At 58.3% G+C, this 16144-nt stretch carries 20 protein-coding genes and 1 pseudogene; 10 read left to right on the top strand and 11 right to left on the bottom strand.

Annotation, left to right across the window (positions count from 1 at the left end):
* Positions 1-73 precede the first annotated feature (73 nt).
* Positions 74-388: a type II toxin-antitoxin system YafQ family toxin gene (locus F8N85_RS28170; RefSeq protein ID WP_150806762.1), complete on the bottom strand. Its 315-nt coding sequence runs from the start codon at positions 386-388 to the stop codon at positions 74-76.
* A complete protein-coding gene (locus F8N85_RS28165; RefSeq protein ID WP_150806761.1) occupies positions 354-644 on the bottom strand; it encodes a type II toxin-antitoxin system RelB/DinJ family antitoxin in 291 nt (96 codons plus the stop codon). The genes F8N85_RS28170 and F8N85_RS28165 overlap by 35 nt, the downstream gene beginning before the upstream one ends.
* Positions 645-1030: 386 nt before the next feature.
* Here F8N85_RS28165 and pbpG point away from each other — a divergent pair, with 386 nt between their 5' ends.
* Positions 1031-1969, top strand: a complete 939-nt coding sequence (gene pbpG / locus F8N85_RS28160) for a D-alanyl-D-alanine endopeptidase (RefSeq protein WP_150806760.1) — start codon at positions 1031-1033, stop codon at positions 1967-1969.
* Positions 1970-2056: 87 nt separating this feature from the next.
* On the opposite strand, the gene F8N85_RS28155 is transcribed toward pbpG, so the two are convergent.
* Positions 2057-2788: a PA2778 family cysteine peptidase gene (locus F8N85_RS28155; protein ID WP_191636284.1), complete on the bottom strand. Its 732-nt coding sequence runs from the start codon at positions 2786-2788 to the stop codon at positions 2057-2059.
* A 166-nt stretch (positions 2789-2954) separates the two neighbouring features.
* Between F8N85_RS28155 and F8N85_RS34680 the strand changes: the two genes are divergently transcribed.
* Positions 2955-3122, top strand: a complete 168-nt coding sequence (locus F8N85_RS34680; protein WP_191636283.1) for a hypothetical protein — start codon at positions 2955-2957, stop codon at positions 3120-3122.
* Positions 3123-3200: 78 nt separating this feature from the next.
* Here F8N85_RS34680 and F8N85_RS28150 read toward each other — a convergent pair whose 3' ends face one another.
* Together F8N85_RS28150 and F8N85_RS28145 are read right to left on the bottom strand one after the other, a co-directional pair.
* Positions 3201-3950: a TerC family protein gene (locus tag F8N85_RS28150; protein WP_150806759.1), complete on the bottom strand. Its 750-nt coding sequence runs from the start codon at positions 3948-3950 to the stop codon at positions 3201-3203.
* A 29-nt stretch (positions 3951-3979) separates the two neighbouring features.
* Entirely contained in the window at positions 3980-4231 is a 252-nt protein-coding gene (locus F8N85_RS28145; protein WP_150806803.1) for a hypothetical protein, read from the bottom strand.
* A gap of 136 nt (positions 4232-4367) precedes the next feature.
* On the opposite strand from F8N85_RS28145, the gene nhaR reads away from it, so the two are divergent.
* A complete protein-coding gene (gene nhaR / locus F8N85_RS28140) occupies positions 4368-5273 on the top strand; it encodes a transcriptional activator NhaR (protein ID WP_150806758.1) in 906 nt (301 codons plus the stop codon).
* 4 nt (positions 5274-5277) lie between these two features.
* Here the strand turns inward: nhaR and F8N85_RS28135 are convergent, their stop codons facing one another.
* A complete protein-coding gene (locus F8N85_RS28135) occupies positions 5278-6432 on the bottom strand; it encodes an MFS transporter (RefSeq protein ID WP_150806757.1) in 1155 nt (384 codons plus the stop codon).
* Between the two features lie 280 nt (positions 6433-6712).
* On the opposite strand from F8N85_RS28135, the gene sstT reads away from it, so the two are divergent.
* Positions 6713-7954 (top strand): serine/threonine transporter SstT, encoded by a 1242-nt coding sequence (gene sstT, locus F8N85_RS28130; RefSeq protein WP_150806756.1) that lies wholly within the window; start codon positions 6713-6715, stop codon positions 7952-7954.
* Between the two features lie 72 nt (positions 7955-8026).
* Here the strand turns inward: sstT and F8N85_RS28125 are convergent, their stop codons facing one another.
* A complete protein-coding gene (locus tag F8N85_RS28125; RefSeq protein ID WP_150806755.1) occupies positions 8027-8536 on the bottom strand; it encodes a DUF1993 family protein in 510 nt (169 codons plus the stop codon).
* 111 nt (positions 8537-8647) lie between these two features.
* On the opposite strand from F8N85_RS28125, the gene F8N85_RS28120 reads away from it, so the two are divergent.
* Positions 8648-9295, top strand: coding sequence for a YceH family protein (locus tag F8N85_RS28120; protein WP_150806754.1), 648 nt, complete (start codon positions 8648-8650; stop codon positions 9293-9295).
* A 66-nt stretch (positions 9296-9361) separates the two neighbouring features.
* On the opposite strand, the gene F8N85_RS28115 is transcribed toward F8N85_RS28120, so the two are convergent.
* A complete protein-coding gene (locus F8N85_RS28115) occupies positions 9362-10180 on the bottom strand; it encodes a shikimate 5-dehydrogenase (RefSeq protein ID WP_150806753.1) in 819 nt (272 codons plus the stop codon).
* Here F8N85_RS28115 and F8N85_RS34675 point away from each other — a divergent pair.
* The 4 genes from F8N85_RS34675 to F8N85_RS28100 all read left to right on the top strand — a co-directional run bounded on the left by F8N85_RS34675 (position 10179) and on the right by F8N85_RS28100 (position 11538).
* Positions 10179-10364, top strand: coding sequence for a hypothetical protein (locus tag F8N85_RS34675; protein WP_191636282.1), 186 nt, complete (start codon positions 10179-10181; stop codon positions 10362-10364). The two genes, F8N85_RS28115 and F8N85_RS34675, sit on opposite strands and share 2 nt — an antisense overlap.
* A gap of 72 nt (positions 10365-10436) precedes the next feature.
* Positions 10437-10805, top strand: coding sequence for a hypothetical protein (locus F8N85_RS28110; RefSeq protein ID WP_150806752.1), 369 nt, complete (start codon positions 10437-10439; stop codon positions 10803-10805).
* Positions 10806-11051: 246 nt separating this feature from the next.
* A complete protein-coding gene (locus tag F8N85_RS28105) occupies positions 11052-11246 on the top strand; it encodes a hypothetical protein (protein ID WP_150806751.1) in 195 nt (64 codons plus the stop codon).
* A 109-nt stretch (positions 11247-11355) separates the two neighbouring features.
* Complete coding sequence (locus tag F8N85_RS28100; protein ID WP_150806750.1) at positions 11356-11538, top strand: hypothetical protein; 183 nt, start codon at positions 11356-11358, stop codon at positions 11536-11538.
* Here F8N85_RS28100 and F8N85_RS28095 read toward each other — a convergent pair.
* Entirely contained in the window at positions 11535-12596 is a 1062-nt protein-coding gene (locus tag F8N85_RS28095; protein ID WP_150806749.1) for an AI-2E family transporter, read from the bottom strand. The genes F8N85_RS28100 and F8N85_RS28095 overlap by 4 nt on opposite strands.
* Positions 12597-12756: 160 nt before the next feature.
* Here F8N85_RS28095 and yegQ point away from each other — a divergent pair, with 160 nt between their 5' ends.
* On the top strand, positions 12757-14088 hold the full coding sequence (gene yegQ / locus F8N85_RS28090) for a tRNA 5-hydroxyuridine modification protein YegQ (RefSeq protein WP_150806748.1): 1332 nt from the start codon (positions 12757-12759) through the stop codon (positions 14086-14088).
* Positions 14089-14267: 179 nt separating this feature from the next.
* Here yegQ and F8N85_RS35890 read toward each other — a convergent pair whose 3' ends face one another.
* Together F8N85_RS35890 and F8N85_RS35885 are read right to left on the bottom strand one after the other, a co-directional pair.
* Entirely contained in the window at positions 14268-15023 is a 756-nt protein-coding gene (locus F8N85_RS35890; RefSeq protein ID WP_412072517.1) for a methyl-accepting chemotaxis protein, read from the bottom strand.
* Positions 15024-15125: 102 nt separating this feature from the next.
* Positions 15126-15950: pseudogene (locus F8N85_RS35885) on the bottom strand (cache domain-containing protein); the annotation flags it as partial.
* Between the last annotated feature and the right edge of the window lie 194 nt (positions 15951-16144).

Raw genomic sequence — 16144 nt, 5'->3', positions numbered from 1 at the left:
TCAATAAAAAACGCCGCTTATCTCTAAACGAGTAAGCGGCGCTTTGCTAATAAATTCAGTGAAGTCGACATCGCTATCTGAACAGCTCGGAATGACTCCCGAGATCGACGAAGGTAATCAGATCGGCCCTTGAGTGTTCATAGATCATCAGGAAGTCGCCGCCTATATGACATTCCCGAAAGCCCTCCCAATCCCCAGTCAAGGCATGATCGAGATACTCGGCCGGTAGCTGCTCTCCAAGAAACAGCATAACCATCACCTCACGGACCTCATTCATGTCACGGCGGCCAGCCCGCTTATAACGCTCCCAGGATTTTTTGAATTCCGACGTTTGCGCGCACTGTTTTGGAAGCTCAGCGCGTTTCTGCTTTTTCTCCGGCTTCGCCATCTGCATCCCTTAGCATGTCGTCTACCGAGTCGAACTGACGGCGAATTTCCCGCGCCTGTACCATGGCACGAGCGGTTTTCTCCGAAGGGACGCGTACTTCAAAAGGCAAGCCCTGCGTTGACACAACCTGGCGAAGAAAAAGCCGCATCGCGTCACTGAGGCTAAGCCCGCAAGCACTCAAGACCTCAGTGGCTTGCTTCTTCAAATCCTCGTCGATGCGGCAACGCACATCGGTCGTTTTCAGCAATGCACCCATGGTAATACCTCGTCGTTATTTTGTAGCTACATTGGAGCTACGTTGTTATTGTGGTGGAGCGCACCGCTTTCAGCAACATCAACTTGATGAGTGGCTTTCGTACATTGGGCAAAAACAGCGTGCAGCTTCCAGGCCGACTGCGGGTGCAAACGCTCGATGCATTGCGCCCATCTGGCGGGGTTCTTTGTTTTGGCGCGACACAGGACGGTCCGAACCAAAGGCCATCCAGACTGATAAGTAACTGTTACACCGTTAAATTTAGTTCATCCAAAGCCCCTGTATCGCAGGCGTGTAGCGCTTTCCTGGCACATACTCATAAAATGTAACGTTTCTTCGAGTAAAGCCCGTTGCACGACGGCATATCCACCTTTAACGAGTCCGCCCGCGTGAAAATCCGTATTTCTATCCTCAGCCTATTTTTTGCATTTACAGGCACTTTCACCACGCCGAGCCTCTATGCTCGTGAAACCATCGAAGCCCCTCGAGATACCTCCCAACTGCACATTGCCTCCGGCAGCGCGATGCTGATCGACTTGCAGACCAACAAGATCATCTATGCGAGCAACCCGGACGTCGTCGTTCCTATCGCATCGGTTACCAAACTGATGACCGGCTTGATCATTCTCGAAGCCAAACAGTCGATGGACGAGTACATTTCCGTGTCGATCAGCGACACCCCGGAAATGAAAGGCGTGTTCTCCCGCGTCAAACTCAACAGCGAATTGAGCCGCAAGGACATGCTGCTGATCACCCTGATGTCCTCGGAGAACCGTGCAGCCGCCAGCCTGGCCCATCACTACCCTGGCGGTTACGTCGCGTTTATCGCCGCGATGAACGCCAAGGCCAAGGCACTGGGCATGACCAGCACCCATTACGTGGAGCCTACCGGTCTGTCGACTCGTAACGTTTCCACTGCCCGCGATTTGAGCAAGCTGGTACGGGCCGCCCACAAGTACCCGATGCTGAGCGAGCTAAGTACCACCAAGGAAAAGACCGTGACCTTCCGCAAGCCCACTTATAGCCTGGGCTTTCGCAATACCGATCACTTGGTCAGAAAGGACAACTGGGACATCGAGCTGACCAAGACCGGTTTTACCAACCAGGCGGGTCACTGCCTGGTCCTGGTGACCCGCATGGCCAATCGTCAGGTCGCCCTGGTGATCCTTGACGCCTTTGGCAAATATACCCATTTCGCCGATGCCAGCCGTATCCGCAAGTGGCTCGAAACCGGGAAAAGCGGTTCGGTACCTGGGGCGGCCTTGCAATACAAGGCCGCCAAGAATCTCAAGAGCCGCCAAGGCGAGGTGGTCCAGACGGCTGAATAGCGCTGGATAAACGCAAAAAGCCCTGACTGTCATGTCAGGGTCTTCACCATCAACGGCAATCGACAGCGCCGTTTTTCATGCTTTGAGTCAGTGCGCACTCAAGGCTTTAGTCGCTCTCGCCGCGGCCTGTTCCTGACCGGCCTGAGCCAGCTCATCGGCTGCTTTAAGCCAGCGCCGGGAGTCGACTGCGGCAGGAATCTGTGTCGGCCCCTGGATGAGCACGGCCCAACTGCCAGCGTTTTCCCAGGCAGACTCAAACGATTTGAAGTCCATCAGCAGGCGACGGTTCATCCCCGCCCGCAGCAGGACGGTCTGCTTATGCCGGTTGTAGCCGGCGAGTACCGCATACCTTGGCCCGGACCAGAATGCCGAGCCTTCAGTGAAGCGCACCAGCACCGGATAACCGGCCGCGACCTGGGTTAACAGCGCAGGAAGCGTGCTATCGAGTGGATAAACCACCAGGCCGTACTCGCGGGCCAGGTTCTGCATGTTCTGCTGCAACCGGTCTTCAGCGCCTGGTAGATGCAGTGGCTTGTCCAATAGCCCCGGGGTAATCACGATGCCCTGCTGGGACAGCATGCTGGCCAGGGTTGCGGGCCCACTCTGATAAAGCTCGCTACGAAAGAACGGCACGCCGCTGAGCTCGACACGCTCCGGCAAGCGCTGGATCTCGGGCTGCACGCTGCCGGCGCAACCGGCCAGACTCAGAACACAGGCACTGGCCAACAGCGCCAATCGAAATCGAGAAAATACCCGCAACATCATCACTCTCTTGTTCAGACGCCAGGCAAACACACTCCCGGCTTGGGTCTCGATCATAGGACGGTCTTGAGCGTCGGTATAGCCTTAACCGGCAGTTGGCAACGATCGATAGAGCGAACTGGTTGATAGGTCTCGACTGTTGGTCGATAGCTTGAAACACAGGGTGCGGCTAGACTGTCCCTTGCAGGAGTGTGTGTCCGCAGCCGGACACAAGGAGGCACGTATGAGCCTGGCAACGACAATCTTCATGCTGATCTGTGGCTGGCTGGCCGTTGCCGCCGCGATGCTGTGGGGCGTACTGCGCATTACTCGCAGACATCACCACCCGCACCAACCCGCAGCACCGGGCAAAAATGCAAAACCCGACCGGCGCGCCGCTGGCGTGCACTGATTGGCATTTGAATCCCCCATAAAAAAACGGTCGTCTGCGCCCTTTCGAGCACAGACGACCGTTTAGTGTGGCCTCTGATTAAGCTTCAACAGCCTGGCGCTTTTGCCGAGCGCGACGCGAGAGCATGTTCAAGCTTTCAATCGCTGCCGAGAAGGCCATGGCCGCGTAGACGTAGCCTTTCGGCACATGGGCGCCGAAGCCTTCAGCGATCAGGGTCATGCCGATCATGATCAGGAAGCCCAGGGCCAGCATCACCACCGTCGGGTTGTCGTTGATGAACTTCGCCAGCGGTTCGGCCGCGAGCAACATCACCAGTACCGAGACCACCACCGCGATGATCATGATCGGCAAGTGCTCGGTCATGCCAACAGCGGTAATGATGCTGTCGATCGAGAACACCATATCGAGCATCAGGATCTGACCGATCGCTGCCGCAAACCCAATGGACACGCCTGAGGTCGCGGAGGTCGTATCCTGCGACTCCGGGTCCATGCTGTGATGGATCTCCGTCGTGGCTTTCCACAGCAGGAACAGACCGCCGGCAATCAGGATCATGTCTTTCCAGGAGAATACCTGGCCGAACACATCGATGACCGGTTCGGTCAACTGCACGATGAACGCAATAGTGCTGAGCAGACCCAGACGCAGAATCAGCGCCATGCTGATGCCGATGCGCCGCGCTTTGGCCCGGTGCTGTTCAGGTAGCTTGTTGGTCAGGATCGAGATAAAAATCAGGTTGTCGATGCCAAGCACGATTTCCATGACGATCAAGGTGGCCAAGGCAACCCAAGCGGTGGGGCTGGCGGCGAGTTGTACTAGGTAATCCATGGGTCAGTCCTGACTCGGTGTATGACGGGTTAGATTTCCTGCGACGAGTCTTCGCGCTGTTGGCGCTCGTCAGCGGGCTTTTCCTTGTTGCCAAGAATGTCTTGAGTCGTGTCGCGTAATGCTTGCTCCGCGGCTATCCGGGTATCGTCAATGGCCTGTTTCGCCGTCTCGGCCGCTTTGTCCATCACTTGCTGAGTGCTTTTCTCGACCTGGTCGCAGCCACTGAGTGCCAACACGGAAAGCGCCAGCAGCGAAGCGGCGCCTATGGATGTGAGTTTCATCATGTCTTCCTCGATATAACGCACGGCCCCAAAGTGATGGCCCGTCGATAGCGCTGCATTCTAAGCAGCAAAACACTTCAGGAAAATTCGTATTTTTAGCAGCTATACTTCGGTTTTTACGAACTGAATTCTATTTATGCTTAATTATCGGCAACTGCATTACTTCTGGGTGGTGGCCAAGACGGGCAGCATCGTTCGGGCCTGCGAGCAGCTGAACCTGACACCCCAGACCATCAGCGGGCAAATCAGCCTGCTCGAACAGACCTACGGGATCGAGTTGTTTCGCCGGGTCGGGCGCCAGCTCGAGCTGACGGAAGCCGGACGCCAGACCCTGCCGTACGCCGAACAGATGTTCCAGCTCGGTGGCGAGCTGGAGGCCATGCTCAGGGCCCAGCCCAACGAGCAGCAGCTCCTGTTCCGGGTCGGGGTGGCCGACGTGGTGCCCAAGTCGATCGTCTATCGGCTGATCGCGCCGACCATGGAATTGAGCGAACCTCTGCGCATTACCTGCCGTGAAGACAAGCTTGAACGGCTACTGGCCGACCTGGCGATTCAGCGCCTGGACCTGGTGATCTCCGACAGCCCGATGCCGTCGCATCTGGACATCAAGGGCTACAGCCAGAAACTCGGCGAATGCGGCATCAGTTTTTTTGCCACCGCGGCGCTGGCTGCACGTTACGGAAAAGACTTCCCACGGGGTCTGCACGGCGCTCCACTGTTGATTCCAGGGCAAGAAACCGTGGTCCGCAGTCGTTTGCTGCGCTGGTTTGCCGAACAGCAGATCCAGCCGCGGATCGTCGGCGAGTTCGATGACAGCGCGCTGATGCAGGCCTTCGGTCAATCCGGCAGCGGGATATTCATCGCCCCGAGCGTGATTACCGATGAAGTGAAGCGTCAGTACGGCGTGGAGTTGATTGGCCAGACCGATGCCGTCAGCGAATCCTTCTACGCCATTTCGGTGGAGCGCAAGGTCAAGCACCCCGGCATCGTCGCCATTACCGAAGGTGCCCGACGCGAACTGTTTACCGCGATCACTATCTGAAAGTTCAGGCGCAGGCCGCCCGGGGTTTGGCGGCCATCAGCAACAACGCCAGCAGGATCGACAGCAAGATAAAGCCCGCTGCCGCAAAGCCGAGACTGCCCAGCCCCAGGGTATCGATCACCCGACCACCGACCATCGCGCCCAAGCCGATCCCCAGATTGGCGCCGGCGATATTCAGTGAAGCGGCGAAGGCCGGCGCCTGGGGTGCGACCTTTATCAAGCGCACATGACTGACCAGGAACAGCGCCGCCTGGGTGACACCCCAGATGCCCATAGCCGCCACCAGCCCCAGCGTCGAATGAATGGCCGGCACCAGCGCCACCATGCCGCCGATCATGAAGGCACAGAACACCATCGAGGCGATCAGCGGATGGCGATCGACCATGCGTCCGCCCAGCGAGTTGCCGATCAGCCCCATCGCACCGAAGCCCATCAGGCACCAGCCAACCAGGTTGCCGTTGAAACCGGCCAGCCGCTCGAGGATGTCGGCCAGATAGGTGTAAGCGGTGAACATGCCGCTGAACACCAGGATCGACAACAGGACATGCCCCTGCATCAACGGACTGCGCAGAATCTTCAACTGCGAACGGAAACTCACCTGCTGTTTGTGCAAGTCGGTTTGCGGTAAATAGACGAACAGCAGCAACGCCTTGGCGAAAGCGATCACCGCCAGAATGCCAAACACACTGCGCCAGCCGAAGGCATCGCAGATCAGCGTACCCACGGGAATCCCGAATACGGTGGCGCAGACTATCCCGAAACCGATTTTCGCAATCGCCCGTCCGGCGTAATCCGGCCCGACGATCCCCACCGCCGTCTCACTGGCCAAAGCCCAGAACACTGGCAAACCGAGGGCGGGAATCAACCGGGCAACCGCCATGACACCGATGTTGGGCGCAAGCATCGCCAAGGTGTTGGCCAGCCCGAACATCACCAAGACCGTGATAAACAGCCGTTTACGCTCGAATCGAGCACACCAGGCGGTCAGAAATGGCCCGAAGGCGGCCACGGTAAAAGCGAACAAGGTCACCAACAAACCGGCTTGGGAAACACTGACATCCAGATCGCGGGCGATGGATGGCAAAAGGCCGACGATGATGAACTCTGTGGTCAGCACGGTAAAACCGGCGGCCGACAACAGCAAAATGGGCAACAACATGCATAACTCCGCAAACAACGACACCAGCGATAGCCCGAGGGCCCACTGACTGGAGATAAAAAGAGGATCGCGAATCTTAACAGAGAGAATCCGCCAGCGGTTTAACCACGCTGCACTCTCTGGCGGCAGATCGTCACAGGCCGCAGGAATCGGCCTGCGGTGTGATAAAGTCCGGCCCCTTCCAGAGACACCCTCCGTTCATCGACCGTTCACGGCCACGGGTTTTACTGCTGCCCCTTCGTTGAACCACAACACTCTATAAAAAATCCGAGATACCGCTATGACTGCTGCCCCCCTTTCTCCATTGCAAAGACTCAAACGCACCAGCCTGGTGACCCAGATCGTTATCGGCCTGATCGCCGGTATTCTGCTGGCGTTGTTCTTGCCCGAAGTGGCGCGATCGACAACCTTTATCGGCAAAGTCTTTGTCTCGGCCCTCAAAGCCGTCGCGCCGATTCTGGTGTTTGTGCTGGTGATGGCTTCCATCGCCAACCACAAGCTGGGTCAGGAAACCCATATCCGGCCAATTCTGTTTTTGTACCTGCTGGGCACCTTTGCGGCGGCGGCCGTTGCCGTGGTCGCCAGCACGCTGTTTCCGTCCAACCTGGTGCTGGCCACCCAGGATGTGGCGGTGAGCGCTCCAGGCGGGATCAGTGAAGTGCTGCAAAGCCTGCTGCTGAGCGTGGTCGACAATCCGATCAGCGCCCTGATGAACGCCAATTTCATCGGCATCCTGGCTTGGGCGATCGGCATGGGCATTGCCATTCGCCATGCCGGGGAAACCACCCGTACCGTGCTGGACGATCTGTCCAATGGCGTGACACTGATCGTGCGCATGGTGATCCGCTTCGCACCGCTGGGGATCTTCGGCCTGGTGGCTTCGACCCTAGCCACCTCCGGTTTCGGCGCTCTGCTCGGCTATATGCATCTGCTGGCGGTGCTGATCGGCTGCATGCTGTTTGTCGCCCTGGTGATCAACCCGGCCATCGTGTTCTGGAAACTGCGCCGCAATCCCTACCCACTGGTCTTCACTTGCCTGCGCGAGAGCGGCATTACCGCGTTTTTCACCCGCAGTTCGGCGGCGAACATTCCGGTCAACCTGGAGTTGAGCAAGCGCCTGGGCCTGCATGAAGACACCTACTCGATATCGATCCCGCTGGGTGCCACCATCAACATGGCGGGCGCGGCGATCACCATTACCGTGTTGACGCTGGCGGCCGTGCACACCCTCGGAATTGCCGTGGACATTCCGACGGCGGTGTTGCTGAGTGTGGTCGCGGCGATTTGCGCCTGCGGGGCATCCGGCGTGGCCGGTGGTTCGTTGCTGCTGATTCCGCTGGCGTGCAGCCTGTTCGGTATTCCCAGCGAAATCGCCATGCAAGTGGTCGCCGTCGGTTTCATCATTGGCGTGCTGCAGGACTCGGCGGAAACCGCGCTGAACTCCTCCACCGACGTACTGTTCACCGCCGCGGCCTGCCTGGCCCAGGAAGAACAGGCCGAGCGTATCGCGCAGAAGGCTTGATTCAGGGGTAGCCCAAGAAAAAGCCCGGCAAGGTTCACTGCGAACCTTGCCGGGCTTTTTTGTATCCTGGGTTTAGAACGCGCCCATGTAATCGCGCTTGCCGACTTCCACACCGTTGTGACGCAGGATCGCGTAAGCGGTGGTGACGTGGAAGAAGAACTGCGGCAAGCCGTAAGTCAGCAGGTAAGCCTGGCCAGTGAAGCGTTTTTCTTTCGGCGTGCCCTGGCGGGTGATGATCTCGATCCCTTCCTTGCCGTCGATCTGCTCAGGCTTGATGTCTTCGATGAAGGCCAGGACTTTGCTGATCAGCGCTTGCAGTTCGGCGAAGGTCGTTTCAGTGTCGTCGTATTTCGGCAGCTCAACCTCGGCCAGACGCGCGGAAACGCCTTTGGCGAAATCCACGGCGATCTGCACCTGACGCACCAGCGGGAACATATCCGGGGACAGACGCGCTTGCAGGAAGACTTCTGGTGCAATGTTTTTTGCCGTGGCGTGGGCTTCAGCCTTGTTCAGGACGCCGCTCAAGGCGGTGAGCATTTGCTTGAAAACCGGGACGGATGCGGCATACAGAGAAATAGTCATGACAGTCTCGCAGGTTGTGGCGGGAGTTGAACGTGGCGCGATTATAGCCGTGCTTGTCTTTTATTCTGCAAGGATTAGGCTAGTTGGCTTCGACAGCATAGGGAAAGCGCGATGAGCAACGAGCACGACACCGCCAGCGATGAACCGCGGCTCAGCAGTACGGAAATCCGCATTCTCGGCTCCTTGATCGAGAAACAGGTCACCAGCCCGGAAACCTATCCGCTGACCCTCAATGCACTGGTCATCGCCTGCAATCAGAAAACCAGCCGCGAACCGGTGATGAACCTGACGCAGGGCCAGGTCGGTCAGAGCCTTCGGGCCCTTGAAGGCCGGGGTTTCACCCGCCTGGTCATGGGCAGCCGCGCCGATCGCTGGGAGCATCGGGTGGACAAGGCGCTGGAGCTGGTGCCAGCCCAGGTGATCCTGGCGGGGCTGCTGTTTCTGCGCGGCCCGCAGACTGTCAATGAACTGCTGACCCGCAGCGGCCGCATGCATGATTTTGAAGACACCGAACAGGTCGTGCACCAGTTGGAACGGCTGATTGCCCGCGGCCTGGCATTGCTGTTGCCACGTCAGTCCGGGCAACGCGAAGACCGCTACATGCATGCCCTGGGCGACCCGGCCGATATCGACGTGATTATGGCCGCACGGCAGAGTCCAGCGGAACGCGGTAGCGGCAGCGGCGTGTCGGTGGAGCGCATCGAAGAACTGGAAGCGCGGATTGCGGCGCTGGAAGAGCGTTTGGCACGGCTGGAGTGACCCCCGTAGCAGCTGCCGAGCCTGCGAGGCAGCTGCTACAGAAACGCGCCGCACCAAGACCGTTGCTCAACCTCGCGCGAAAGCCACCGCTTTCTGGAACTGCTCTTGGGTCGGACGCACGCCGGTGTACAACACGAATTGCTCAAGCGCCTGAATGGCGATCACTTCCAGACCGGTGATCACGCGTTTGCCTTGGGCACGGCCGCGCAGGATCAACGGTGTTTCCGCGGGAATCGCCACCACATCGAAGATTATTTGCGCAGAGTCAATGGCGTTCGCGTCAAAAGCCAGCTGATCGGCTTCGTCTGCGCCAGTCATACCGATCGGTGTGACGTTGATCAGCATCTGTGGCCGCTCGGCACCCAGCTCTGGCAGCCATTGGTAACCCAGGGAACTCGCCAGGGCGCGGCCAGCCGTTTCATTGCGAGCCACGATCAAACCGTTCCGATAACCGCCATCACGTAGCGCGCTGGCCACCGCCTTGGCCATTCCCCCACTGCCGCGCAGGGCAAAGGTCAAATTCTGCGGCACGTCATGAGTCTTGAGCAGTTGCGCGATGGCAATGTAATCGGTGTTGTAAGCCTTGAGATGGCCATGAGTGTTGACGATGGTATTGATCGACTGGATGGCCTTGGCCGAGTCATCCAGCTCATCGACCAAGGCAATGCAGGCTTCTTTGAAAGGCATGGAGACCCCGCAGCCGCGAATGCCCAATGCACGGATGCCACCCACCGCACCCGGCAGGTCATTGCTGCTAAACGCCTTGTAGTAAAAATTCAGCCCCAGTTGCTCATACAGATGGTTATGAAAACGCAGGCCGAAATTCCCCGGGCGCCCAGACAGCGACATACACAGTTGGGTGTCTTTATTCGGGTTCATCTGCATGTTTTTCTCCTTCAAAAAGCACTTTCAGATGGACGGGATTAGCCAGCCCACCGGTTCTGTTCGATCATTATTCAGTGAGGCTCAGATGCCTGGTTTCGCTGCATATCAAGGTAAAGAAACCGCTACAGACCTTACACAATATTTACTCAATGGCTCGGTAGTTTTTTCAAAAATTGCTGTCTGAGAAGTATCCCCGCGACAATCCTTGGGTCTATTGCAGACCACAAGCGTCGGGAGTTGAAAATGAGGTGTAGCCATGATTCGTCATCTCCCCACAGTAGCCTTGCTCATCGGCGCACTCGCTGTCACAGGTCAGGCATCCGCCGGTGGTCACGGTCACGGTCATGGTGGTGATTGGAGGGGGCCAGCGGTGTTCGGCGCGGTGGTCGGCGCAGCCATCGTCGGCTCGGCAATCATCAGTCGCGATCGGCCGGTCTATGTGCAGCAGCCGGTGTATGTCCAGCCGCAGCCGGTCTACGTGCAACAACCACCGGTCTATTACCAGCCGCAACCGATTTACATCGAGCAACCGGTCTACTACCGGCGGGCACCGGTCTATTACGGTCCGCCACCGGGTTACTACTATGGCCCCCCACGCGGTTATTACGGTCGGCCACGCTGGTAATCATCACGCTGCAGCACTCTCGGGCCCCAACTTGAACGGGGCCTGACGCGTTGCAAACCCTGAACAATGTCTGAATAGATCTCGCCAAGGTCGCTGCCGAGACAGTGCCTGCGGCTGAATTTGACATGATTGACCCGGCTGTCTCCTTGGCATCTCGATGCGGCAGCTGTCATATTTATGTCGTGACAGGTCCGCAAGATCGGACTTGTCCGAAAAAACCGGCTAATAAAAACAAGGACAGCCACAATGCCCACTCAGCACCCCCACCGCGACGCCGGTCTCTGCACCTCGAGCAAGGTCTATAGCGCGCTGACCGAACTCAAGCACCTGGAAGGTCACCGCAACGCCAAGTTTCTCTCGTTACTGGCGGAGAATCTGGTGCGCAAAGGCCTGTTGAATGAGCAGGAAGTGGTGAACATGCTCGACCTGGTGGTCGACTGACAGCGCTTTTCACCTTCTATTTCGTCCGCGTCGATGTCCACTATCGAGCGCGATGATTTCAAGTTGAACCCTTTGGTCCATAAGGTAGTCCCATCTGATGGAGGTACTTATGACCCAGGTTCAAATCATGTCCGTAGTTGGCAGCGCAGTTCCCACACCGCTCAGAGAGCTGGGATTGCTCGCTTGTTGGTATCTGATGCAGGACGGCGTGGCGATCAGCGGCCCGTTCACTTCACTTCTCGCCGCTCAGGCATTATCGCAAAGCATGGATGTTCATAGCTTGTGCGCCTAGGGTAATTGCACCCGAGGCTTGGTTTCGACGAACAGCGCCCAGCTTGAGATGAACAGCGCGGCGATCAAGGGTCCGATGACAAATCCGTTCAGACCAAAGATCGCCAGGCCGCCCAGGGTGGAAATCAGAATCAGGTAGTCCGGCATTTTTGTGTCCTTGCCCACCAGGATCGGCCGCAGCACGTTGTCGACCAGTCCGATGACCAGTACTCCGTACAATGCCAGCACCACACCCTGCCAGATCGCCCCGCTGAGCAGAAAGAATGCAGCTGCCGGAGCCCAGACGATCCCCGCCCCAACCGCGGGCAGCAGCGACAGAAACGCCATCAACACCGCCCAGAGCAAGGCACTGGGAATGTCGAGAAACCAGAAAATCACCCCGCCCAATGCCCCCTGAGTGACCGCCACCAGCAGGTTGCCCTTCACCGTGGCGCGCACCACCCGGTTGAATTTCAGTTGCAAGCGGCGTTTCTGCTGGTCGTCCAGCGGTATCGCCGCGCGGATTTTGCGCGCCAGCTCGGCACCGTCGCGCAAAAAGAAGAACAATAAGTACAACATGATGAAAAAGCTCACCAGGAACTCGAAGGTACCCTGGCCGAAGCTGAAGGCCTGGGTGGCGAAGAACTGACTGCCCTGCACCGCGCCTTTGATGATTGTTTCCCGCAAGTTGCTCAGATTACCCATCCCGAAACGATCGAGCAGATTCTGAAAATACGGCGGCAGGCTATGTTTGAACTGCGACACATATACGGCGATGTCCAGCTCTCCGCTTTCGATGCTCTTGTACAGGGTCGCCCCTTCCTGAACCAGCAAGGCGCTGATAATGATCACCGGCAGAATCGCAATCACCAGGCAGATGCTCAGGGTAACCAACGAGGTCAGGTTGCGTTGCCAGCCAAACTTCAATTGCATCCGTCGCTGTAACGGCGCAAAGAGGATCCCGAGTATCACCGCCCAGAACACCGCGCCGTAAAACGGCAACAGAATCCAGATAAAGGCGATGGTCACCAGGACCAGCAGCACCAACAGCGATTTGTTTTCCAGCGTGGTTTCGTTCATGTCCGATCCATGTAAGTAAGGCGCGGGACTGACGGCGTCCTGATGTTTAGTCAGCCAGGGCGCGCCTGAGTGCCATCTTTATTCATGGAGCATAGATCCAGATCAATTAAGTCCGGACACGACTGGCTTACCCTCCTGGCCTTTTGTGATCGAAACCACCATGCCCCTCGCCAGCCCCGAACTTCTCGCCCCAGCGGGCACCCTGAAAAACATGCGCTATGCCTTCGCCTACGGTGCCGACGCGGTCTACGCCGGGCAGCCACGCTACAGCCTGCGAGTGCGCAACAACGAATTCGATCACGCCAACCTGGCCCTCGGCATCGCTGAAGCCCAGGCTCAAGGCAAGCGCTTCTATGTGGTGGTAAATATCGCCCCGCATAACGCCAAATTGCGCACCTTTCTCAAGGACCTGGAGCCAGTGATCGAGATGGCGCCAGACGCGCTGATCATGTCCGATCCCGGGTTGATCATGTTGGTGCGCAGGCATTTCCCACAGATGCCGATTCATCTGTCAGTGCAGGCCAATACGGTGAACTGGGCCAGCGTCGAGTTCTGGCAGCAACAAGGCCTGAGCCGGATCATCCTTTCCCGCGAACTGTCCCTCGAAGAAATCGCCGAGATTCGCCAGCAGGTTCCCGCCATGGAGCTGGAAGTTTTCGTCCATGGCGCGCTGTGCATGGCCTATTCCGGTCGTTGCCTGCTCTCCGGCTACATGAACAAGCGCGACGCCAACCAGGGCAGTTGCACCAACGCCTGCCGCTGGAAGTACCAGGCGCAGCCGGCCGTGGAAAACCAGCTCGGCGATATCGTTCAGCCGTTCCAGCCCGAGCCGACCCTGGGCCTGGGCGCACCGACCGATCAGGTATTTTTGCTGCAAGAAGCCAATCGTCCTGAAGAGCTGATGCCGGCGTTCGAGGACGAACACGGCACTTACATCATGAACTCCAAGGACCTGCGCGCGGTGCAGCACGTCGAACGCCTGACCCAAATGGGTGTGCATTCATTGAAAATAGAGGGTCGGACCAAGTCCCACTTCTATTGTGCGAGGACTACTCAGGTCTATCGCAAGGCGATCGATGATGCCGTGGCCGGTCGCGAATTCGACCGCAGCCTGATGACCGATCTCGAATCTCTGGCCCAACGCGGGTACACCGAAGGCTTTCTGCGCCGGCATGTGCATGACGAGTATCAGAATTACCAGCAAGGCAGCTCAGTCTCAGAGCGCCAACAATTCGTTGGCGAGTTGACCGGCGAACGGCGTGATCGACTGGCCGAAGTCCGGGTGAAGAATCGCTTCCAGCTCGGCGATCATCTGGAGTTGATGACCCCCCAAGGCAATTTCCACTTCGACCTGCATCAACTGCACAACGCCAAGGCCGAAGCCATCGAAGTGGCGCCGGGGGATGGGCACACGGTGTATTTGCCGATACCGGACGAGGTGGATTTGCGTTTTGGGTTGTTGATGCGGGATGTGCGGGTTAGTACGGTTTAGGCTCCGGACGCAGAACCTGTGGCGAGGGGGCTTGCCCCCGCTCGGCTGCGAAGCAGTCGTAAAATCGGCACATGGGTTCTAACCAAGAGAACTCGCTGCCTGATTTTAGGACCGCTTCGCGCTCCAGCGGGGGCAAGCCCCCTCGCCACAACGGTTTGTCAGACACCAAATCCCCCGGATCAGATGCGGAACTGCCCCACCAGCTTGCCCAGCCGCTGACCCAACTCGGCCAGGCTGCGGGAGGTCTGGGCGCCGAGTTGGGTTTCGGCGGCGACGTTGTCCACGGCCACGGCGATCTGATGCACGCTGCGGTTGATCTCTTCAGCCACCGCCGTTTGTTCTTCGGCGGCGCTGGCGATCTGTGCGTTCATCGAGTTGATGGTGCCGATCAGTTGGGCCATGGTATCCAGCGAAGCGCCGGCCTCGTTGGCCTGGGCCGAGGTACCGTCACCGGCATCGCTGGAGCGGCGCATGGCTTCAACCGCCGATTGAGTGCCTTTCTGCAGGCGGTCAATCATCCCCTGGATTTCCTGGGTGCTTTGTTGGGTGCGGCTGGCCAGCGCCCGCACCTCATCGGCCACCACCGCAAAACCGCGTCCGGCCTCACCGGCACGGGCCGCTTCGATGGCGGCGTTGAGTGCCAGCAGGTTGGTCTGGTCGGCAATCGAGCGAATAACACTCAGCACGCTGACAATCGACAACACATCCTTTTGCAGGCTATCCAGGGACGTACCGCTGTTGCGGATGTCGCTGACCAATGCATGGATCTGCTTGATGCTGCCATCCACCACGCGCTTGGCAGCCTGGCCTTCTTCGTCGGTCTGCTGCGCAGCGACTGCGGCGCCCTGGGCGCTTCTCGCAACTTCCTGAGCCGCCGAGGACATCTCGTTGATCGCCGTCGCGACCTGATCGGTTTCATGGCGCTGACGCTCCATGGCATGCTCCGAACGATGAGCCTGATCGGTGACTTGAGTGACAAGCCCGGTCAATTGCGAGGTCATTTCGGTGATTTGCCGCACCAGGCCATGAATCTTGTCGACGAAGCGGTTGAACGAACCAGCCAGTTCACCCAGCTCATCCTGACTGGTAATTGCCAGACGCCGGGTCAGATCGCCCTCGCCGGCGGCGATATCGTCAAGGTTGGCTTTCATCAGATGCAGCGGACGCAGCATAGTGTTCGCCAGCAGCATGCCGACCGCGCCAATCACCAGCAGCACCACCACGGCGATGCCGACGATACTCAGCACCACCCCTTCCATGCGCTCATGAACCTTGGCTTCGACCAACGCGACCTGCGCTTCGATACCGTCGAGGTTGACCGCAGTGCCGATGACCATGTCCCACTTGGGCAGGTATTCGGAGTAGCCGAGTTTGGGCACCAGGACTTTGTTGTTACCCGGCAGCGACGAGCTGTATTGCAGATAGTGGGTACCGTCCTTGGCGACTTGCACCAACTCACGGTTGAAGTACACGCCATTCGGATCGCGTTTGTCGTTGAAGTTCTGACCCACACCTTCCGGGCTGTTGCCCTTGAACAGGCGCACGATTTGCGAGTCGTAACCGAAGAAGTAGCCATCCTTGCCGTAGCTGATGCTCGACAGCAGCTTGACCACCTGCGCCCGCGCCGCGTCATCACCCGGTGCCGCCGCGTCGTACAGCGGCTTGATCGCACTCATCGCCACCGCTACATAACTTTGCAGGGTCGCCTTGGCATCGCTCAGCAGACGCTGACGGGTTATTTCGACTTCGCTGCGGGCCTGATTCTGCAGAATGAACACCGTGGTCAGACTGATCACCAGCGCAAACAGTAAAACCGGGAGTACCGCGAGGGATAAAACTTTGGCCTTCAGGCTCAGGCGCATGGCGTTCACTCTTGATTGGCGTGGTTAAAGCTATAACGGCACGCCACCGCAAAACTGTAGGAGCGTCGACCGACTGCTCCTTGTAGGGAGAATTGCGGGCCCCACGATATTTCAGATGCCTGCGGTCGGCGAGCTGGCGAAGCCTGCGATCTTTGAGGCGGACAATACGTTGGCCGGACGGGCGCCAGGATCAA

It is taken from the genome of Pseudomonas fluorescens (assembly GCF_902497875.1).
Lineage (GTDB): Bacteria > Pseudomonadota > Gammaproteobacteria > Pseudomonadales > Pseudomonadaceae > Aquipseudomonas > Aquipseudomonas fluorescens_BR.
The sequence above is the reverse complement of the archived record's forward strand: the minus strand, read 5'-3'. Positions and strand labels throughout refer to the sequence as shown.